Source organism: Variovorax sp. 54, from assembly GCF_002754375.1.
Taxonomy (GTDB): Bacteria; Pseudomonadota; Gammaproteobacteria; order Burkholderiales; family Burkholderiaceae_C; genus Variovorax.
The window spans coordinates 3680886-3699815 of the sequence record NZ_PEFF01000001.1 but is presented as its reverse complement, the minus strand read 5'-3'; the positions used below and the strand labels follow the sequence as shown (position 1 = coordinate 3699815).

The window sequence follows — 18930 nt, the reverse complement described above, 5'->3', positions numbered from 1 at the left end:
GGCTCGACGGCGGCCGGGAAGGCGGATTATCGCGCCGTGCGTGATCGCCTCCCGGGCTCCATGCCGGAATCAGGCCCTTTCGTGCGGCGGCGGGGCGGGCGTCCACTCGTCGCCGAACAGTTCCGGCTCGCTGTAGGCCTCCAGATTCGCCCAGTGGTGGGCCGCGTCTTCCCGGTAGAACAGGCTGGCGAGCCCCGCCGCCAGGCGCCGCGCGCCGTCGCTGATGGCCGGAATGTCGCCCGACACCGTGCCGTGCGACAGCGCCGCCGGGTAGCAGAAGCAGTGGATGCGCGCGAGGCCCGGGCAGGCGCCGGGCGCGTTTTCCTGGAATTCGAAAGCCGGCCCGAGGTCGGGCGAATCGGTCAGTTCGCGGTCTTCGTCGCCGGGCGCGGGTGTGAAACGGTCTTTCCAGGTGCGAATGTGCGCGGCAATGCCCGCGAATTCGGGGCGGGCGGCCCAGTCGACCTGGAAACCGGTCGACACAATTAAAAAGTCGAATTCAAAGTCGCCCTTGGGCGTGGTGACGCGCAGCGCCTCGCCCTGAGGCGCCACGGCCCCGATGGGACAGCCGAAGTTGAAGAAGGCATTGGCGTGCCGCGACACCCGCAGCGTGCTGCCGTGCGGCGGCGGCACGTTCAGCACGTTGATGTAGTGGCGGATGCGCCATTTGAGTTCGTCGGGCAGGTCGTAGTGCCCCTGCGTGAGCCCCGGCACGCCGGCGCCCTTGCCCTTGTTGACGCGCGGCAGGTCGGGCCGGCGGATCAGCAGCTCGACGCTGTGCGCGCCGGCTTCGAGCGCCGTGGCGGCGCTGTCCATGGCCGAGGAGCCCGCGCCGACCACGCCCACGCGCAGGCCCTTCAGGCGGCCGTAGTCCATCTCGTCGGAAGAATGCGCCCACTTGGCACGCGGCAGGCCGTCGACAAAGGCGGGCACGGCCGGGCCGCCGAGGCCGTCGCGGCCGGTGGCCAGCACGACGCGGCGCGCCAGCACGCTGCGCTCGCCGTCGGACGTGCGCAGGTCCAGGCGCACGGCGCTGGCGTCGGGCAGCGGCTGCAGGCCGGTCACGGCGGTGTCGTTGCGCACGTCCAAGCCCATCACGCGGCGGTACCAGACCAGGTAGTCCATCCACTGCAGGCGCGGGATCTTGTCCATCGCGGCCCAGGCCTCGGTGCCGAACTGGGCCTCGAACCAGGCACGGAAGGTCAGCGAGGGCAGCCCCAGCGCGGGGCCCGTGAGTTCCTTGGGCGAGCGCAGGGTTTCCATGCGCGCGGTGGTGGCCCAGGGGCCTTCGCGGCCGGCCGGCGCGCGGTCGAAGACCACGGCGCGGATGCCCTGCTGCGCCAGCGCGCCCGCCGCGGCCAGCCCGGCCTGGCCGCCGCCGATGATGGCCACGTCGAGCACGGGCTCGCCGTCGATCTGGCGCGGCGGCACCCAGGCGCGGGCGGGCCAGCCGAGGTAGTCGAGGTCCTGGGCGAGCCGGCGTTCGAGCGCGGCGAGGCCGATGGGTCGGGCGGAAGGAGCGGAGGGGGAGAAAGCGGTGTCGTCGGTGGTCATCGGTCGGGGGGGCGGGACGGCAGCGTCCCGCCCTGCTGAATTTACCCACTTCTTGCGCGGCGGCTGTCCGCATCAGCGTACTGCTGGCCCGGATTTCGCATGCCACAATGAATTTCGACCACAGGGGCAGGCATGAGCGGCAGCAACAGCGAATGGTGGCGGGGCGCAGTGATCTACCAGATCTACCCGCGCAGCTTCATGGACAGCAACGGCGACGGCGTCGGCGACCTGCCTGGCATCACGTCGAAGCTCGACCACGTCGCCAGCCTCGGCGTCGACGCGGTCTGGGTCTCGCCCTTCTTCCGCTCCCCCATGAAGGATTTCGGCTACGACGTGGCCGATTACCGCGCGGTCGATCCGCTGTTTGGCACGCTGGCCGACTTCGACGCCATGCGCGCACGCATGCACGCGCTGGGCCTGAAGCTCATCATCGACCAAGTGCTTTCGCACACGTCCGACCAGCACGCGTGGTTCGTCGAAAGCCGCAGCTCGCGCGAAAACTCCAAGGCCGACTGGTATGTCTGGGCCGACCCGAAACCCGACGGCACGCCGCCCACCAACTGGCTCTCGGTCTTCGGCGGCTCGGCCTGGCAGTGGGACTCGCGCCGCAAGCAGTACTACCTGCACAGCTTTCTCACCGAGCAACCCGATCTCAACTTCCATTGCGCCGAGGTGCAGGATGCCCTGCTCGGCGAGGTGCGCTTCTGGTGCGAACGCGGCGTGGACGGCTTCCGCTTCGACGCCTGCAACCACCAGTTCCACGACGCGCTGCTGCGCGACAACCCGCCGGCCACGGTCGAATCGATGGGCGAAGTCAGCACCGTGCGCGCCGACAACCCCTATGCGATGCAGCAGCACCTGTACGACAAGAGCCAGCCCGAGAACCTCGTGTTCCTCGAGCGCCTGCGCCAGCTGCTCGACGGCTACGGCGCGGTCGCACTGGGCGAGGTCGGCGACGAGAACGCACCGCCCGTCATGGCGCAGTACACCGCACTCGGCAAGCGCCTGCACCTGGCCTACAGCTTCAGCCTGCTGACGGCCGACCACAGCCCGAAGCACCTGCGCCACCAGGTCGAGACGCTCGACACCGCACTGGCCGTGACGGGCGGCTGGGGCTGCTGGGCGGTGTCGAACCACGACGTGCCGCGCGTCGCCACGCGCTGGAGCGACGGCACCGCGCCTGACACGCGCCGCGACCGGCTCTGGCTCGCGCTGCTGCTCGCGCTGCGCGGCAGCGCCAGCCTCTACCAGGGTGAAGAGCTGGGCCTGCCCGAAGCCGACGTGCCCTTCGAGCTGCTGCAAGACCCCTACGGCCGCGCCTTCTGGCCCGAGTTCAAGGGCCGCGACGGCTGCCGCACGCCGATGCCCTGGACCGCCGACGCGCCCAATGCCGGCTTCAGCAGCGGCACACCCTGGCTGCCAGTCGACGGCGCGCACCTGTCTCTGGCCGTCGCGCAGCAGGAGGACGACCCCGACTCGATGCTCGCCTTCAGCCGCGCGCTGCTGCACTGGCGCCGCACCCAGCCGCTGCTGCGCACGGGCGCGCTGGCGTTCGTCGATGCGCCCGAACCGCTGCTGCACATCGTGCGAAGCGATGGCGGTGCAGTGCTGCATGCGATCTTCAACACAGGGAGCGAACCGGTGTCGACCCCCTTGCCCGAGCCGTTGGTGCCGCTGACCGGACACCCGCTCGCGCCGACCGCCACCGTCACCACCGATCCAACAAAACCCCTGCTGGCACTGTCGCCTTATGGCGTGTTCTTCGGCACGCCTGCCGAAGCAGGAGGACGCTGAACCCCATGCCCCCTTCTTCTGCTCCTTTGATCATCCAACCTGCAGACATCCAGGCGCTGATGCGCGCCGAACACGGCGATCCGTTTGCCGTGCTCGGCCCTCACGAGACTGCCGACGGTCTTGAAGTGCGCGCCCTGATGCCCGGCGCACGGCAGGTGGCCGTGGTGCATTCGCGCACCGGCTGGCCGCTGTCGATCCTCGCGCGGCACGAAGGCAGCGATCTGTTCAGCGGCCTCGTGCCCGCGGCCGAGGCGCGCATGGGCTATTCGTTCCAGGTCGACTGGGACGCAGGCCACGCCACGCAGCTCGACGACCCGTACCGCTTTCCTTTCGTGCTCGGCGAGACCGACGTCTGGCTGTTGGCCGAGGGCACGCACCTGCGGCCGTGGGAGCGGCTGGGCGCGCACCTGCGCGAGATCGACGGCGTGAAGGGCGTGGCTTTTGCCGTGTGGGCGCCGAATGCGCGGCGCGTGTCGGTGGTCGGCGACTTCAACAACTGGGACGGCCGTCGCCACATGATGCGGCTGCGTCGCGAATGCGGCGTGTGGGAAATCTTCGCGCCGCACGTCGCCGTGGGCGACAGCTACGAGTTCGAGATTCTGTCGGCGCAGGGCGAGGTGCTGCGCAAGGCCGACCCCTTCGCGTTCTCGTCGCAGCTGCGGCCCGGCACCGCCTGCGTCGTGGCACCGCTGCCCGCGCCGGTGCCGATGCCCGCCGGTCGCGCCGAAGCCAACGCGCGCCATGCGCCGATCAGCGTCTATGAAGTGCACCTGGGCTCATGGCGCCGCAAGCACCACGGCCAGGAATGGCTGGACTACCGCGAGCTGGCCGACACGCTCGTGCCCTACGTGCGCGACCTCGGCTTCACGCACATCGAGCTGCTGCCCATCACCGAGCACCCCTTCGACGGCTCGTGGGGCTACCAGCCGATCGGTCTTTATGCGCCGACCTCACGCTTCGGCACGCCGGGCGACTTCCGCCATTTCGTCGAAGCCGCGCATGCCGCGGGGCTGGGCGTGATCCTCGACTGGGTGCCCGCGCACTTTCCGACCGACGCGCACGGTTTGGGCAACTTCGACGGCACCGCGCTGTACGAGTACGCCGATCCGCGCGAGGGCTTTCACAACGACTGGCAGACGCTGATCTTCAACTACGCGCGCACGGAGGTGCGCAACTACCTCGTCGGCAATGCGCTGTACTGGCTGGAGCGCTACGGCGTGGACGGCCTGCGCGTGGATGCGGTGGCCTCGATGCTGTACCGCGACTACAGCCGCAAAGCCGGTGAGTGGGTGCCGAATGCGCAGGGCGGGCGCGAGAACCTGGAGGCCATCGATTTCCTTCGCCGCATGAACCGCGTGGTGGGCGTGGAGCGGCCTGGCGCAGTGACGATCGCTGAAGAGTCGACGAGCTTTCCTGGTGTGACGCGACCGCCGGAAGACGGTGGGCTGGGGTTTCACTACAAGTGGAACATGGGGTGGATGAACGACACGCTGGCGTATGCCGGGACCGATCCGGTCTATCGCAAGCACCATCACCAGCAGGTCACTTTCGGGCTGATGTACGCGCACAGCGAGAACTTCGTGTTGCCGCTGTCGCATGACGAAGTGGTGCATGGCAAGGGGTCGATGATCGGTCGCATGCCTGGGGATGAGTGGCAGAAGTTTGCGGGGTTGCGCAACCTGTATGGGTATCTCTGGGGTTATCCGGGGAAGAAGTTGCTGTTCATGGGGGGGGAGTTTGCGCAGTACGCGGAGTGGAATGCGGATCGCGGGTTGGACTGGCATTTGCTGGAGCATGCGGCGCATCAAGGGGTGCGGCGGTTGGTGCGCGATTTGAACAATGTGTATCGGCACTTTCCTGCTTTGCATGAGTTGGATCACGAGGGTTCTGGGTTTGAATGGCTCGTGCATGACGATGTGGCGCAGTCGGTGTTTGCGTTTGTTCGTAAGGCTCGGGATGGAGGGTTTGTTGTTGTGGTTTGCAACTTCACGCCTGTGCCTCGGCATGACTATCGGTTGGGGGTACCTTGTGCTGGTTCGTATCGGGAAGTCATCAATACGGATGGGGCGGTTTACGGTGGGAGTGGCGTGGGGAACGGGGTGGTCGAGAGTGCTTCGGTGCCTTGGCATGGGAAGAGCGATTCGATCGTGATCAGCGTGCCGCCACTTGCTACTTTGATGTGGGTGTTGAATTGACTCGCTCTGGGCTGGGTTGTGTTCCGAGGCCGGGTCTCGCCCCGGCGGGCGACCTACTTTTCTTTGCTTCGCCAAAGAAACGTAGGCAAAAGAAAGGCGACCCTGCTGTCTGCGTCCCTCCGCTTCGCTTCGGGCAACCTGCGGTGCTCACGTTTCGCGGGGTCTCGCCCAAACTCGCTTCGCTCAAACAAGGGCGAGCCCTGATCCGCGAAACGCTGCGCTCCTCGGCGCATACAGAAGGGCTTTGGGGACCAGCAGGCCTTCGCTTCGCTCGGCCAGTCCACGGGCCTTCGCTTCGCTCGGCGGGGATCGGCGCCTCTGGGCTTGAAGACACGCCGGGCTTCGCTTCGCCGCTTGACTGGCTCCCTCTCCCTCTGGGAGAGGGTTGGGGTGAGGGCCGACGGCACAGAAACATCGCCTGGCCCGCTCAAAGGCCGATGCCCTCACCCCCGCCCTCTCCCCAAGGGGAGAGGGCGCCAGTCCAGCCGCCGAACGAAACAGCGGCCCAACCACAACGAGGCCGAGCGAAGCAAAGGCCCGATTGCAAGCCGAGCAAAGCGATGGCCCGTTCGGTGCCCACCCCCTCTGGCTGCGCCGAGGAGCGCAGCGTTTCGCGGATCAGGGCTCGCAGCTGTTTGAGCGAAGCGAGTTCTGCGAGACCCCGCGAAACGCGAGCACCGCAGGTTGCCCGTAGCGAAGCGAAGGGTCGCAGACAGTGGGGTCGCCTTTTCTTTGCTTACTTTCTTTTGGCGAAGCAAAAGAAAGTGAGTCGCCCGCCGGGGCGAGTCCCGGCCTCGGGAAGCAAACGCCGCCGGGGAGTCAAAGCATGCTGAGCCCAGGCCATCCCCTCCCCTTGGGCGCAACGCCATCACAGCAAGGCGTCAACTTCGCAATCGCAGCCCCATCAGCAAGCAAAGTAGACCTCTGCCTCTTCGACAACACAGGCCAGAGCGAACAGCAGCGCCTAACGCTCCCAGAATGCACAGACGGCATCTGGCACGGCCTGCTTCCCAACGCAAGACCAGGCCTGATCTACGGCTACCGAGTCCACGGCCCCTGGGCCCCCGCAGAAGGACAGCGCTTCAACCCCGCCAAGCTCCTCCTCGACCCCTACGCCCGAGAAATCCTCGGCCACTACAACGGCAGCGACCTCTTCCTGGGCCACACCCCCACAAACCCAACCCAACGCGACAACAGAGACAACAGCTCGCTCGCACTCAAAGCCCGCGTAACAGCACCCAACAACACACCCCCAACAACAGGCCGCGCCCACATCCCCCCCACCGACCGCGTCCTGTACGAGTTGCACATCCGCAGCCTCACCCACCAGCACCCAGGCGTACCCGAACCCTTGCGCGGCACCTACGCCGGCCTCGCAGAACCCGCCGTGCTCGACCACCTGCAACGCCTGGGCGTCACCACCCTCAGCCTCATGCCCGTGCAGCACCGCGCCGACGAACCGCGCCTGCTCGCCAGAGGCCTGACCAACCACTGGGGCTACAACACCATCGGCTGGTTCGCGCCCGAAGCGCGCTTCTGGAGTGGCCGCCCCGGCACCACACCCGCGAGCGAGTTCCGCGCGATGGCCGATGCGGTGCATGCGCGCGGCATGGAACTGGTGATCGACGTGGTCTACAACCACAGCGCCGAAAGCGACGAGCTCGGCCCGACGCTCTCGCTGCGCGGCATCGACAACGCCCTGTACTACCACCTGCGCGCCGACGACCGCGCGCTGTACGAAAACTGGGCCGGCACCGGCAACTGCCTCAACCTCGGCGAGCCGCGCGTGCTGCAACTCGTGATGGACAGCCTGCGCTTCTGGGCCTGCGAGATGGGCGTCGACGGCTTTCGCTTCGACCTCGCCCCGGTGCTGGGCCGCGACGCACAACGCGGCTTCGATGCGCGTGCGCCCTTCTTCGCGGCCATTGCGCAAGACCCGGTGCTGTCGCGCACGCTGCGCATCGCCGAGCCCTGGGACATCGGCCCCGGCGGCTACCGGCTCGGCGAGTTCCCGCCCGGCTGGCTCGAATGGAACGACCGCTTCCGCGACACGCAACGCGGCTTCTGGCTGCGCCAGGGACGCGAGGGCGCCACCGGGCTGGGCGACTTCGCGCATCGCTTCACGGCCTCCAGCGCGAGCTTTGCGCACGATGGCCGCGCACCGACCGCGAGCGTCAACTTCATCACCGCGCACGATGGCTTCACACTGCGCGACCTCGTGAGTTATGAGCAGCGCCACAACCTCGCCAACGGCGAAGACAACCGCGACGGCCATGCGCACAACCTGAGCACCCACTGCGGCGTCGAAGGCCCGAGCGACGACCCGACCGTGCGCGCGATGCGTGCGCGACTGCAACGCACGCTGCTCGCCACGCTGCTGCTGTCCCAGGGCACACCGATGCTGCTGGCCGGCGACGAACTCGGCCACAGCCAGAACGGCAACAACAACGCTTACTGCCAGGACAACGAGACCACCTGGCTCGGATGGATCGGCCTGTCCGACCCGGCCAGCGAACGCGCAGGCCTGACGGCTTTCGTCGCGCGGCTCACCGCCCTGCGACGCGAGGCGCCGGTGCTGCGCAGCACGCGCTGGTGGCCGGCCGAACCGCCGGCGGGCGCAGCGCCGGGCATCCGCTGGCTGCGCCCCGACGGCGAGCCGATGGCGCCGGCCGACTGGCATGCGGGCACGGCCCTTGCGATCCTGTTCGGACATGCCGAGGACGCCTGGCTGGTGCTGGTGAATGCGGGTCCGAGCCCCGTCACCTTCACGCTGCCGGACGGCGACTGGCGCTGCTGCCTTGCGACCGATGCCGAAGACCCCGACGACCTGCGCGCCGCGCCCCGCCCGCTGGGCCGCGCGGTGGAGGTGCCGGTTTCGAGCCTCTGGCTTGCAAGAACGTAGGAGCCAAGCCCACAGCACAGTGCCAGACTCGGTGCGGACACTCTGACGACGACGAATTCAACAAGCGAACGAACGAACGGAGACACAGATGGACAAGCTCAACACCCAGGGCACGCAAGCCCCGCAGGCGCCCCTGCAGGCCCATCAACTGGTCCGCCGCACCATCGCGTTGGTGCTGGCTGGTGGCCGCGGCTCCCGCCTCAAGCAGCTCACCGACCGCCGCGCCAAGCCGGCTGTGTACTTCGGCGGCAAGTTCCGCATCATCGACTTCGCCCTGTCCAACTGCCTGAACTCCGGCATCCGGCGCATGGCGGTGGTCACGCAGTACAAGTCGCACTCGCTCATGCGCCACCTGCAGCGCGGCTGGAGTTTCTTGCGCGCCGAACTCAACGAGATGGTCGACGTGCTGCCCGCGCAGCAGCGCATGGGCGACGAGCACTGGTACCGCGGCACGGCCGATGCGGTGTTCCAGAACCTGGACATCATCAGCACCCGCTCCACGCCGCACGACTACGTGGTGGTGCTGGCCGGCGACCACATCTACAAGATGGACTACTCCATCATGCTCAAGGACCACGCCGAGCGCGGCCTGGGCTGCACGGTCGGCTGCATCGAGGTGCCGCGCATGGAGGCCACGGCCTTCGGCGTGATGGCGGTGGACGACGGCCGTCAGATCACCAGCTTCCTCGAGAAGCCGGCCGACCCGCCCGCCATGCCCGGCCACCCCGACATGGCGCTGGCCAGCATGGGCATCTACATCTTCGACTCGGCCTACCTGTACCGGCTGCTCGAGGAAGACAACGCCAACCCCGATTCGAGCCACGACTTCGGCAAGGACATCATTCCGCGCGCCGTGGCCGAGGGCCGCGCGCTGGCGCATCCGTTCAGCATGTCGTGCGTCACGCGCGCCTCGCGCGGGCCCGACGCCAAGGCCTACTGGCGCGACGTGGGCACGATTGATGCATTCTGGGCAGCCAACCTCGACCTGGCCTCGATCACCCCGGAGCTCGACATCTATGACACGGACTGGCCCATCTGGACCTACCAGCGGCAGCTGCCGCCGGCCAAGTTCGTGCTCGACCGCGAGGGCAAGCACGGCATGACGGTCAACACCATCGTCTCGGGCGGCTGCATCGTCTCGGGCTCGAAGATCAGCAGCGCGGTGCTGTTCTCGGGCGTGCGCATCCACTCCTTCTGCGAGATCAACGAAGCCGTGCTGCTGCCCGACGTGGAAGTGGGTCGCGGCTGCCGGCTCAACCGCGTGGTGATCGACCGCGGCTGCGTGATCCCCGACGAGACGGTGATCGGCGAAGACGCCGAGGCCGATGCCGCGCGCTTCGAGCGCACGGAAACGGGCGTGGTGCTGGTCACGCGCGAAATGCTGCGCCGGCTGGCGCCCGACCCTGTTCCCACGGCCGCTTCCTGATCCACACCATGCGCATCCTCCAGGTCAGCGCCGAGCTGTTTCCCCTCCTCAAGACCGGCGGCCTGGCGGACATCGCCGGCGCCCTGCCCCTGGCGCTCATGGCCGAGGGTCAGGACGCGCGCGCGCTGCTGCCGGGCTTTCCCGCCATCGTGGCCGGCGTGCGCGACCTGGTGCCGGTGGCCGAGTTCACCGCGCCCTGGGGTGAGCGCTTCGGCCTGCGCGCCGGGCATGTGGCCATTGCTGGCGCACCGCCGATTCCCACCTACGTGATCGATGCGCCCGCGCTCTACGACCGGCCCGGCAATCCGTACGAAGACACCACGCGCCAGCCTTACAGCGACAACCACCGGCGCTTCGCGCTGCTGGGCTGGGCGGCGGCGCAGCTCGCGCAGGGGCTCGACCCCGGCTGGCGGCCCGACGTCGTGCACGCGCACGACTGGCACGCGGCGCTCGCACCCGCCTACCTGGCCTTCGCGCGGCGCGCGGGCGGCCCGCACGTGGGCACCGTGTTCACTGTGCACAACCTCGCCTACCAGGGCCTGTTCGCGCCGAAGCACTTCGCCGAACTCGGCCTGCCGGCGTCGGCTTTCCACATGAACGGTCTCGAGTACCACGGCCAGGTTTCCTTCATGAAGGGCGGCCTGTGCTTCGCCGACCAGCTCACCACCGTGAGCCCGACCTACGCGCTCGAGATCCAGACGCCCGAGCAGGGCTGCGGCCTCGACGGCCTGCTGCGCCAGCGCAGCAACGTGCTCAGCGGCATCCTCAACGCGGTGGACGACCAGGTCTGGAACCCATCGACCGACGCAGCGCTGGTGCAGGGCTACCAGACACCCGAAGGCCGCCACATGGCCGGCAAGGCGCGTTGCAAGTCGGTGCTGCAGCGCCAGCTCGGGCTGGCCGAGCGCCCCGACGCGCCGCTGTTCATCGTGGTCAGCCGGCTCACCGAGCAGAAGGGTTTGCATCTCGTGCTCGGTGGCCTCGACACGCTGCTCGCGCAGGGCGGCCAGCTCGCGCTGCTGGGCAGCGGCGAAGGCTGGCTCGAAGACGCCTTCCGTCAGCGCGCAGAGGCAGCGCCCGCATCGGTGAGCGTCACCATCGGCTACGACGAAACGCTGGCGCACCAGCTCTTCGGCGCGGGCGACGTGACGCTCGTGCCCTCGCTGTTCGAACCCTGCGGCCTCACGCAGATGTACGGCCTGAAGTACGGCAGCCTGCCGCTGGTGCGCCGCGTGGGCGGGCTGGCCGACACGGTGGTCGATTGCACGCTGGAAGACATGGCCAGCGGCGCGGCCACCGGCTTCGTGTTCGACCGCTTCGAGGACGCCGACTACGACCGCGCCCTGCGCCGTGCTTTCGCGCTGTACGAACGCGCCGCCGACTGGCGCCGCGTGCGCGGCAACGCCATGCGGCGCCCGGCCGACTGGGGCACGGCGGCCGCGCAGTACATCGATGTGTACCAGCGGGCGTTGGCCTGAACGATCGCCCCCCACCCCACAACCCACCCCGAGAACGCCCCCATGACGATCAAGGACTTCGCCTACGACCACCCCGACCGCGACGTTGCCGCCTTCAAGCGCGCGGTGGCCAACAAGCTGATCTACGCCGTCGGCAAGGACCCCGTGGCCGCCAGCCCCGACGACTGGCTGCACGCCACCGCGCTGGCCGTGCGCGACCAGCTTGTCGAGCGCTGGATGACGACCACGCGCGCCAACTACGCGCAGGACCTCAAGCGCGTGTACTACCTGTCGATGGAATTCCTCATCGGCCGCACCTTCACCAACGCGCTGCTCGCTGTCGACCTGTACGGCATCGTGCGCGAGGCGCTGGCCGACTTCGGCGTCGACATGGCGGCGCTGGCCGAGCGCGAGCCCGATGCGGCGCTCGGCAACGGCGGCCTGGGGCGGCTCGCGGCCTGCTTTCTCGATTCGATGGCCACGCTCGGCGTGCCCGGCATGGGCTACGGCATCCGCTACGAATACGGCATGTTCCGCCAGCAGATCGTCGACGGCCAGCAGGTCGAAACGCCCGACTACTGGCTCACGCGCGGCAACCCATGGGAGTTCCAGCGGCCCGAGGTGAACTACCGCGTACGCTTCGGCGGCCACGTGCAAAAGCGCGAAGGCAAGAATGCGCCCTACGGCGCGGCCGACTGGGTCGACACGCACGACGTGCGCGCCGTGGCCTACGACACCATCATTCCCGGCTACGGCACGCAGGCCACCAACACCTTGCGGCTGTGGTCGGCGCGCGCGACCGAAGAGATCGACCTCTCGGCCTTCAACCGCGGCAACTACATGGCGGCGGTGGAGAGCAAGAACCACTCCGAGAACGTGTCGCGCGTGCTCTACCCCGACGACTCCACGCCCTCGGGCCGCGAGCTGCGGCTGCATCAGGAGTATTTTTTCTGCAGCGCCAGCGTGCAAGATTTGTTGCGCCGCTACCTGCGCAACCACACGAGCTTCGACCAACTGTCGGACAAGGTCAGCATCCACCTGAACGACACGCACCCGGTGCTCGCCGTGCCCGAGCTCATGCGCCTGCTGCTCGACGAGCACGGCCTGGCTTGGGACGTGGCCTGGGCCCACACGCAGAAGGTGTTCAGCTACACCAACCACACGCTGATGCACGAGGCGCTGGAGACCTGGCCGGTCGAGATGCTGGGCCGCATCCTGCCGCGCCATCTGCAGATCATCTACGACATCAACGCGAAGTTCCTGGCCACGGTGACGCAGAAGGTGGGCAACGACGTCGAGCTGATGCGCCGGCTGTCGCTGGTCGACGAAGCGGGCGAGCGGCGCGTGCGCATGGCCTACGTGGCGGTGCTGGCCAGCCACTCGATCAACGGCGTGTCGGGGCTGCATTCGGAGCTGATGAAGCAGTCGATCTTTTCCGACTTTGCCAAGATCTTTCCCGAGCGCTTCAACAACAAGACCAACGGCGTCACGCCGCGCCGCTGGCTCGCGCAGGCCAACCCGCCGCTGGCCGGCCTGCTCGACCAGCGCATCGGCAAGGGCTGGCGGCGCGACCTGTCGCAGCTCGAAGCCCTGCGGCCGATGGTCGCGCAGCCCGCCTTCGTGCGCGCCTTTCGCCACGCCAAGCGCGAGAACAAGCTGCGGCTGGCCAACTGGGTCGGCGAGCACCTGAAGCTCGACCTGGACACCGACGCGATGTTCGACGTGCAGGTCAAGCGCATCCACGAGTACAAGCGGCAGCTGCTCAACGTGCTGCACGTGATTGCGCGCTACCACCGCGTCCTCGATGCGCAGGCCAGCGGTGCGCCGGTCGACATCGTGCCGCGCGTGGTCGTGTTCGCGGGCAAGGCGGCCTCGGCCTACGCGATGGCCAAGCAGGTGATCCGCCTGATCAACGACGTGGCGGCCACCGTGAACGCCGACGCGCGCGTGGGCAAGCTGCTGAAGGTGGTGTTCCTGCCGAACTACAGCGTGAGCCTGGCCGAGATCATCATGCCGGCGGCCGACCTGTCAGAGCAGATTTCCACGGCGGGCACCGAGGCCTCGGGCACCGGCAACATGAAGTTCGCGCTCAACGGCGCACTCACCATCGGCACGCTGGACGGCGCCAATGTCGAGATGCGCGAGAACGTCGGCCCCGAGAACATCTTCATCTTCGGCCACACCACGCCCGAGGTGGCCGACATCCGCGCCCGCGGCTACCAGCCGCGCGAGATCTACGAGGAGAACGCCGAACTCAAGCGCGTGCTCGACGCCATTCGCGACGGCGCGTTCTCACCGGGCGAGCCCGCCCGCTACCAGGGCATCTACGACGCGCTCGTGAACTGGGGCGACCACTACCTGCTGCTGGCCGACTACGCGAGCTACGTGGCCAAGCAGGCCGAGGTCGATGCGCTGTACCGCGACGCGGACGCGTGGACGCGCATGGCGATCCTCAATGTGGCGGGGATGGGGGCGTTCTCGTCGGACCGGACGATTGCGGAGTACGCGCATGAGATCTGGCACACCAAGCCGGTCGTGCTGAGCTGAACTGAGCTTTCGGTATTTCTCCCTCCCCTTCCGGGGGAGGGCGGGGTGGGGGCACAGCGGCGTTCGATGAACCACTGCCGTGAATCGGATGCCGCTGTGCCCCCGTCCCAACCTTCCCCGGAAGGGGAAGGAGCAAAACCACTCAGCGCGGTTTTGCGGGCGCAGCTTCAGCCTCAGTCACAAACCCGATCCGGCTCAACCCGGCCTTGTTCGCAATCCCCATCAGCGCCACCACCTTGCCATAGGGCACGGTCTGGTCCGCGCGCAATTGCACCTCGGTGTCCTTGCTGTCCGCGGCGGCTTTTTCGAGCTGAGCTGTCAGCTCTTCGTCGGTCACAGGCTTGTCGTTCAGGAACACCTTGCCCGACGCATCGACCGACAGGCTCACGAACTTGGGTGTGTCGTTGGGCTGGCCCGCGTCGGTCTGCGGCAGATCGAGCTTGATCGAGCTGGCCATCAGCGGCGCGGTGATGATGAAGATCACCAGCAGCACCAGCATCACGTCGACCAGCGGCGTGACGTTGATGTCGGACAGCGGCCGCTGCCCGCCCGCGCCCATGGCCCGCCCGCCGCCTGCGGCGCTGCTGCCTAACGAAGTGCGTCCGAAGGCCATGGTGTGCGTCGTTCCTTAGACGGGCATTGGTCGCGCCGGCGGCGGTGCGGCGGGCGTCGGCGCTTCGCCGAAGCTGCCGAGCAGGTCGTGCGCGAAACCTTCGAGCTCGGCCTCGACACGGCCCACCACACGGCCGAACACGTTGTAGGCCAGCACGGCCGGAATGGCGACGGCGAGGCCGAAGGCCGTCATGACGAGCGCTTCGCCGACGGGCCCGGCCACCTTGTCGATAGTGAAACCGCCGGTCTGGCCCGCGATGCCCGCCAGGGCACCGTAGATGCCCCAGACGGTGCCGAGCAGGCCGACGAAGGGCGCGGTCGCGCCGACGGTGGCCAGCAGGATCTGCCCGGCCTGCAGGCGCCGCAGCGCGCCGTGCAGCGCGCCGCGCAGCACGCGCGTGAGGCGCTGGTTGCGATCGACCGTGGCACCCAGCGTGCCGCCGGGGGCTTCGGTGGCGGCCTGGCGCAGCGCGGCCACGGCGGGGCGCACGAGTTCGGCGCGGTCGAAGGCCTGGAGCTTCTGCTCGGCTTCGGCCAGGGTGGCCGACTGCCAGAACGCCGCGATGCTGCGCAGCACGTCGCGCGTGCCGCCGCGCAGCAGCCAGGCTTTCCAGAGGATCACGACCCAGCTGGCGATGGACATCGCGAGCAGCAGCGCAGCCACCGAACGGCTGACGCCGTCACCGTGGGTCAGCAGTTCGAGCACGCTCATCCGCGTCCTTGGTTGTGGTGCGCGTGCTTAGCGCAGGCCCAGCACGTCGAACATGTCGAACAGGCCGTTGCGCTGTCCGCCCAGAAAGCGCACCGCACGCAGCGCGCCCTGCGCGTAGGTCACGCGGCTGGACGACTTGTGGGAGATTTCGATGCGCTCGCCGATGCCGGCGAACAGCACGGTGTGGTCGCCCACGATGTCGCCGCCGCGGATGGTGGCGAAGCCGATGGTCGACGGGTCGCGCTCGCCCGTGATGCCTTCGCGGCCGTACACGGCGCAGTCCTTGAGGTCGCGGCCCAGCGCGTCGGCGATCACCTCGCCCATCTTGAGCGCGGTGCCCGAGGGGGCGTCGACCTTGAAGCGGTGGTGGGCCTCGACGATCTCGATGTCGTAGCCGGTGGCCATCGCGCGGGCCGCCATGTCGAGCAGCTTGAGCGTGACGTTGACGCCCACGCTCATGTTGGGCGCCATCATGATGGCGATGTCTTTGGCGATCTCGGCGATCTCGGCCTTCTGCGCGTCGCTGAAGCCGGTGGTGCCGATCACGGCCTGCACGCCCAGCTCGCGGCATACGGCGAGGTGCGCCATTGTGCCTTCGGGGCGGGTGAAGTCGATGAGCACCTGCGCGTCTTGCAGGCCGGTGCGCAGGTCGGCCACGATGGGCACGCCGCTGGTGAAGCCCAGGAAGGCCGCGGCATCGGCGCCGAGGGCCGCGCTGCCTGCGATGTCGAGCGCGCCGGCCAGGCGGCAGTCGGGCGCGTTGCGCACGGCTTCGATCAGCATGTGGCCCATGCGGCCCGAGGCGCCGGCAATCGCGACCCGGCGCAGCGCGGGAGCGGAGGAAGAAGAAACGGAAGTGGGGGTGGTGGTCGGTTCAGTCACGGCGATTCAGTCTTTGAAAAGTCCCTACGGGAGCCATGGACACCGACGCCAGCCAACCACCGGTCCGGCGGGCACCGCCCGCAGGTGGGGTGGCCGCCGCCGGAGCCCTGCCGCGCACGCTCAGCGCGCAGCTTCGAGCGGGGGGTAGGCGGCCGGCAGCGCGGGCACAGGGGCCGCCGGGGTGCCGGTGGTGTCGGCTTTCTTGTCGTCCTTGGGCGCGAATTTCTTGAGCTCGTCTTCGGTGGCCTCGAGCTGCGGCACCTTGCCGGTCTTGCGGCGGGTGTCGAGCGTGGCGACGAACTCTTCTTCGCTGGGCATCTCGTCGCCCTCGAAGCGGTCCATGAGTTCACCGTTGAAGAACACGGTCAGGCGGCGCTCCTGCGGATCGACGCCCTGGCGGCGGATCGTGAAGACATAGTCCCAGCGGTTGGCGTGGAAGACGTCGTTCAGCAGCGAGGTGCCAAGGATCTCGCGCACCTGTTGGCGCGACATGCCGGGCTTGAGTGCCGCGACCTGTTCCTTCGACACGAAATTGCCCTGCACCACTTCGACTTTGTAGGGGGTGACGGCAGACAGCGCGCCACGCGTGCGTTCGCTGAAACCGCTGCAGGCACCGAGGGCGAGCGTCGCCGCAATGGCAGCAACCAGCAACCAGGGCCGGCGTTGGAGGATGGCAGGCATGGGAGAAGAGGGGGTAGCGATATGATCGAACATTGTAGCGGTCGAGCCTGAAGGCCCGGCCTCAGCCCAGGGCGCAGGAACCATCATGGCCAACATCGACGAACTCAAGAACACCGGCCTCAAGGCCACCTTGCCGCGGCTGAAGATCCTCGAGATCTTCCAGACCGGCAGCCAGCGGCACATGACAGCGGAAGACGTCTTCCGCGTGCTGCTCAACGAACACTCCGACATCGGACTGGCCACCGTGTACCGCGTGCTGACGCAGTTCGAGCAGGCCGGCATCCTGGAGCGCAGCCACTTCGAAAGCGGCAAGGCGGTCTACGAGCTGAACGAAGGCACGCACCACGACCACCTGATCTGCACCTCGTGCGGCAAGGTCGAGGAGTTCTACGACGCCGAGATCGAGCGCCGCCAGCAGATGATCGCCAAGGACAAGGGCTGGATCCTGCAGGACCACGCCATGTCGCTGTACGGCCTGTGCGGCGATTGCGTCAAGAAGCGCTGACGCTGAAGGCCTGCTGAAGGCCTGCTGAAGCAGACAACGGCCCTTCACCATGAAGGGCTTTTTTCTTTGCGTCTTCAGTCCGGATCGCGCCCGCTCTCCATCGCCTTGTGGTGGCGCGCCACGAAATCGGCATACGTATCGATGCCGCGCAGCTGCAGGATCGAATTGCGTACCGCGGCTTCCACCAGCACGGCGATGTTGCGCCCCGCCACCACCTGGATGATGACCTTGCGCACCGGGATGCCCAGCACGTCCTGCGTGAGCGGCGCCGAGGGCATGCGCTCGTAGTCGCGCTCGAAGCTGTCGCGCCGCACGAGGTGCACGATGAGCTTCAGCCGCATCTTCCGGCGCACCGCCGTCTCGCCGAAGATCGCGCGGATGTCCAGCAGGCCGATGCCGCGCACCTCCAGCAGGTTGAGCAGCAGGTCGGGGCAGCGGCCCTCGATGGTGTTCTGGTTGATGCGGTACAGGTCGACCGCATCGTCGGCCACGAGGCCGTTGCCGCGCGAGATCAGCTCCAGGCCGAGCTCGCTTTTGCCGAGGCCCGACTCGCCCGTGATCATCACGCCCATGCCCAGGATGTCCATGAACACGCCGTGCATCGAGGTGCGCTCGGCGAAGTGCTTGGACAGGTAGGCGCGCAGCAGGTCGATCACGAAGGCCGACGATTCGCGCGTGGCAAAGAGCGGCAGTTGCGCGCGCTCGCAGATCGACAACAGCTCGTCGGGTGCGGCCTGGCCGTCGGCCAGCACCAGCATCGGCGGCTCCAGCGTGACGATGCGCCCGATGCGGCGCACGCAGTCTTCCTTGCTGCCGCGCGTGAGGTAGGCCACCTCGCGCGCACCCAGGATCTGCACGCGGTATGGGTGGATGTAGTTCAGGTAGCCGACCAGGTCGGCGGCCGACTGCGCGCGGCTGATGACGTCGGGGTCGAACTGGCGCTCCGAGGCGCCGAGCCCCGCGAGCCATTCCCAGCGGAGCGATCCGCGGAACTCCTCGAACATGGCATCGGCGCTGATGACGGTCGGCTTCATGCGTGCGGCGGCCGGCGCGGGACGCCGGCATTCTGGTCAGGATGGAGGGAGAGAAAAGCGTCGCCGCAGCTTATCAGCAGCGGCCCGCCCGGCGCGTGCGCTCAGGCGACCTGGGTCGATTGCCAGCCGGCAATGAGGCCGTGCAGTGCGGCGGCGTCGGTGCTGGACTTGATCTGCTCGCGCAGGCCGGCGTCGCTCAGCAGCTCGGCAATTTCAGACAGGATTTCGAGGTGCTTCTGCGTGGCCGCTTCGGGCACCAGCAGGAAGATCAGCAGCGCCACGGGCTGCTCGTCGGGAGCGTCGAAGCCGATGGGGTTCGCCAGCTGGAACACCGCGGCCATCGGGGCCTTGAGGCCCTTGATGCGGCCATGCGGAATGGCAACGCCATGGCCCAGACCGGTGGAGCCGAGGCGCTCGCGCGCAAACAGGCTGTCGGTGATGAGGGCACGTCCCAGGCCGTGAAGGCTTTCGAACAGAAGGCCAGCTTCTTCGAAAGCACGTTTCTTGCTGGTGGCGTCAACGCTCACGAGCACTTGAGCGGGCGGCAGGATGGACGCGAGGCGATTCATGGTGGGGTCAGAGCGGCGCGATTATGCACCTCATCGGTAAAAACCCCCAGTCCCCCTAAT

14 protein-coding genes are annotated in these 18930 nt (G+C 68.0%); 7 read left to right on the top strand and 7 right to left on the bottom strand.

What is annotated here, in order from left to right:
- Positions 1-69: 69 nt before the first annotated feature.
- Positions 70-1554 (bottom strand): flavin-containing monooxygenase, encoded by a 1485-nt coding sequence (locus CLU95_RS17175; protein ID WP_099794726.1) that lies wholly within the window; start codon positions 1552-1554, stop codon positions 70-72.
- A 132-nt stretch (positions 1555-1686) separates the two neighbouring features.
- Between CLU95_RS17175 and CLU95_RS17170 the strand changes: the two genes are divergently transcribed.
- From CLU95_RS17170 to CLU95_RS17135, 6 genes are all read left to right on the top strand, one after another.
- Complete coding sequence (locus tag CLU95_RS17170) at positions 1687-3348, top strand: alpha-amylase family glycosyl hydrolase (RefSeq protein ID WP_099794725.1); 1662 nt, start codon at positions 1687-1689, stop codon at positions 3346-3348.
- Positions 3349-3353: 5 nt separating this feature from the next.
- Positions 3354-5543, top strand: a complete 2190-nt coding sequence (gene glgB, locus CLU95_RS17165; RefSeq protein WP_099794724.1) for a 1,4-alpha-glucan branching protein GlgB — start codon at positions 3354-3356, stop codon at positions 5541-5543.
- Between the two features lie 826 nt (positions 5544-6369).
- On the top strand, positions 6370-8445 hold the full coding sequence (gene glgX, locus CLU95_RS17150; protein ID WP_099794723.1) for a glycogen debranching protein GlgX: 2076 nt from the start codon (positions 6370-6372) through the stop codon (positions 8443-8445).
- 88 nt (positions 8446-8533) lie between these two features.
- Positions 8534-9871, top strand: a complete 1338-nt coding sequence (glgC, locus tag CLU95_RS17145; protein WP_099794722.1) for a glucose-1-phosphate adenylyltransferase — start codon at positions 8534-8536, stop codon at positions 9869-9871.
- A gap of 8 nt (positions 9872-9879) precedes the next feature.
- Entirely contained in the window at positions 9880-11349 is a 1470-nt protein-coding gene (gene glgA, locus CLU95_RS17140) for a glycogen synthase GlgA (protein ID WP_099794721.1), read from the top strand.
- A gap of 42 nt (positions 11350-11391) precedes the next feature.
- Positions 11392-13875: a glycogen/starch/alpha-glucan phosphorylase gene (locus CLU95_RS17135; RefSeq protein WP_099794720.1), complete on the top strand. Its 2484-nt coding sequence runs from the start codon at positions 11392-11394 to the stop codon at positions 13873-13875.
- 142 nt (positions 13876-14017) lie between these two features.
- Here the strand turns inward: CLU95_RS17135 and CLU95_RS17130 are convergent, their stop codons facing one another.
- The 4 genes from CLU95_RS17130 to CLU95_RS17115 all read right to left on the bottom strand — a co-directional run bounded on the left by CLU95_RS17130 (position 14018) and on the right by CLU95_RS17115 (position 16762).
- Positions 14018-14488, bottom strand: a complete 471-nt coding sequence (locus CLU95_RS17130; RefSeq protein ID WP_099794719.1) for an ExbD/TolR family protein — start codon at positions 14486-14488, stop codon at positions 14018-14020.
- A 15-nt stretch (positions 14489-14503) separates the two neighbouring features.
- Positions 14504-15199, bottom strand: a complete 696-nt coding sequence (locus tag CLU95_RS17125) for a MotA/TolQ/ExbB proton channel family protein (RefSeq protein ID WP_099794718.1) — start codon at positions 15197-15199, stop codon at positions 14504-14506.
- Positions 15200-15226: 27 nt separating this feature from the next.
- The gene (dapB, locus tag CLU95_RS17120; protein ID WP_099797352.1) at positions 15227-16027 is read right to left on the bottom strand and encodes a 4-hydroxy-tetrahydrodipicolinate reductase; all 801 of its coding nucleotides are present in this window, start codon (positions 16025-16027) and stop codon (positions 15227-15229) included.
- A 174-nt stretch (positions 16028-16201) separates the two neighbouring features.
- The gene (locus tag CLU95_RS17115) at positions 16202-16762 is read right to left on the bottom strand and encodes an outer membrane protein assembly factor BamE (RefSeq protein ID WP_099794717.1); all 561 of its coding nucleotides are present in this window, start codon (positions 16760-16762) and stop codon (positions 16202-16204) included.
- An 85-nt stretch (positions 16763-16847) separates the two neighbouring features.
- Between CLU95_RS17115 and fur the strand changes: the two genes are divergently transcribed.
- On the top strand, positions 16848-17267 hold the full coding sequence (gene fur, locus CLU95_RS17110; protein ID WP_056584276.1) for a ferric iron uptake transcriptional regulator: 420 nt from the start codon (positions 16848-16850) through the stop codon (positions 17265-17267).
- Between the two features lie 74 nt (positions 17268-17341).
- On the opposite strand, the gene hprK is transcribed toward fur, so the two are convergent.
- Entirely contained in the window at positions 17342-18301 is a 960-nt protein-coding gene (gene hprK, locus CLU95_RS17105) for an HPr(Ser) kinase/phosphatase (protein ID WP_062481041.1), read from the bottom strand.
- A gap of 101 nt (positions 18302-18402) precedes the next feature.
- Positions 18403-18870: a PTS sugar transporter subunit IIA gene (locus CLU95_RS17100; protein WP_042581318.1), complete on the bottom strand. Its 468-nt coding sequence runs from the start codon at positions 18868-18870 to the stop codon at positions 18403-18405.
- Between the last annotated feature and the right edge of the window lie 60 nt (positions 18871-18930).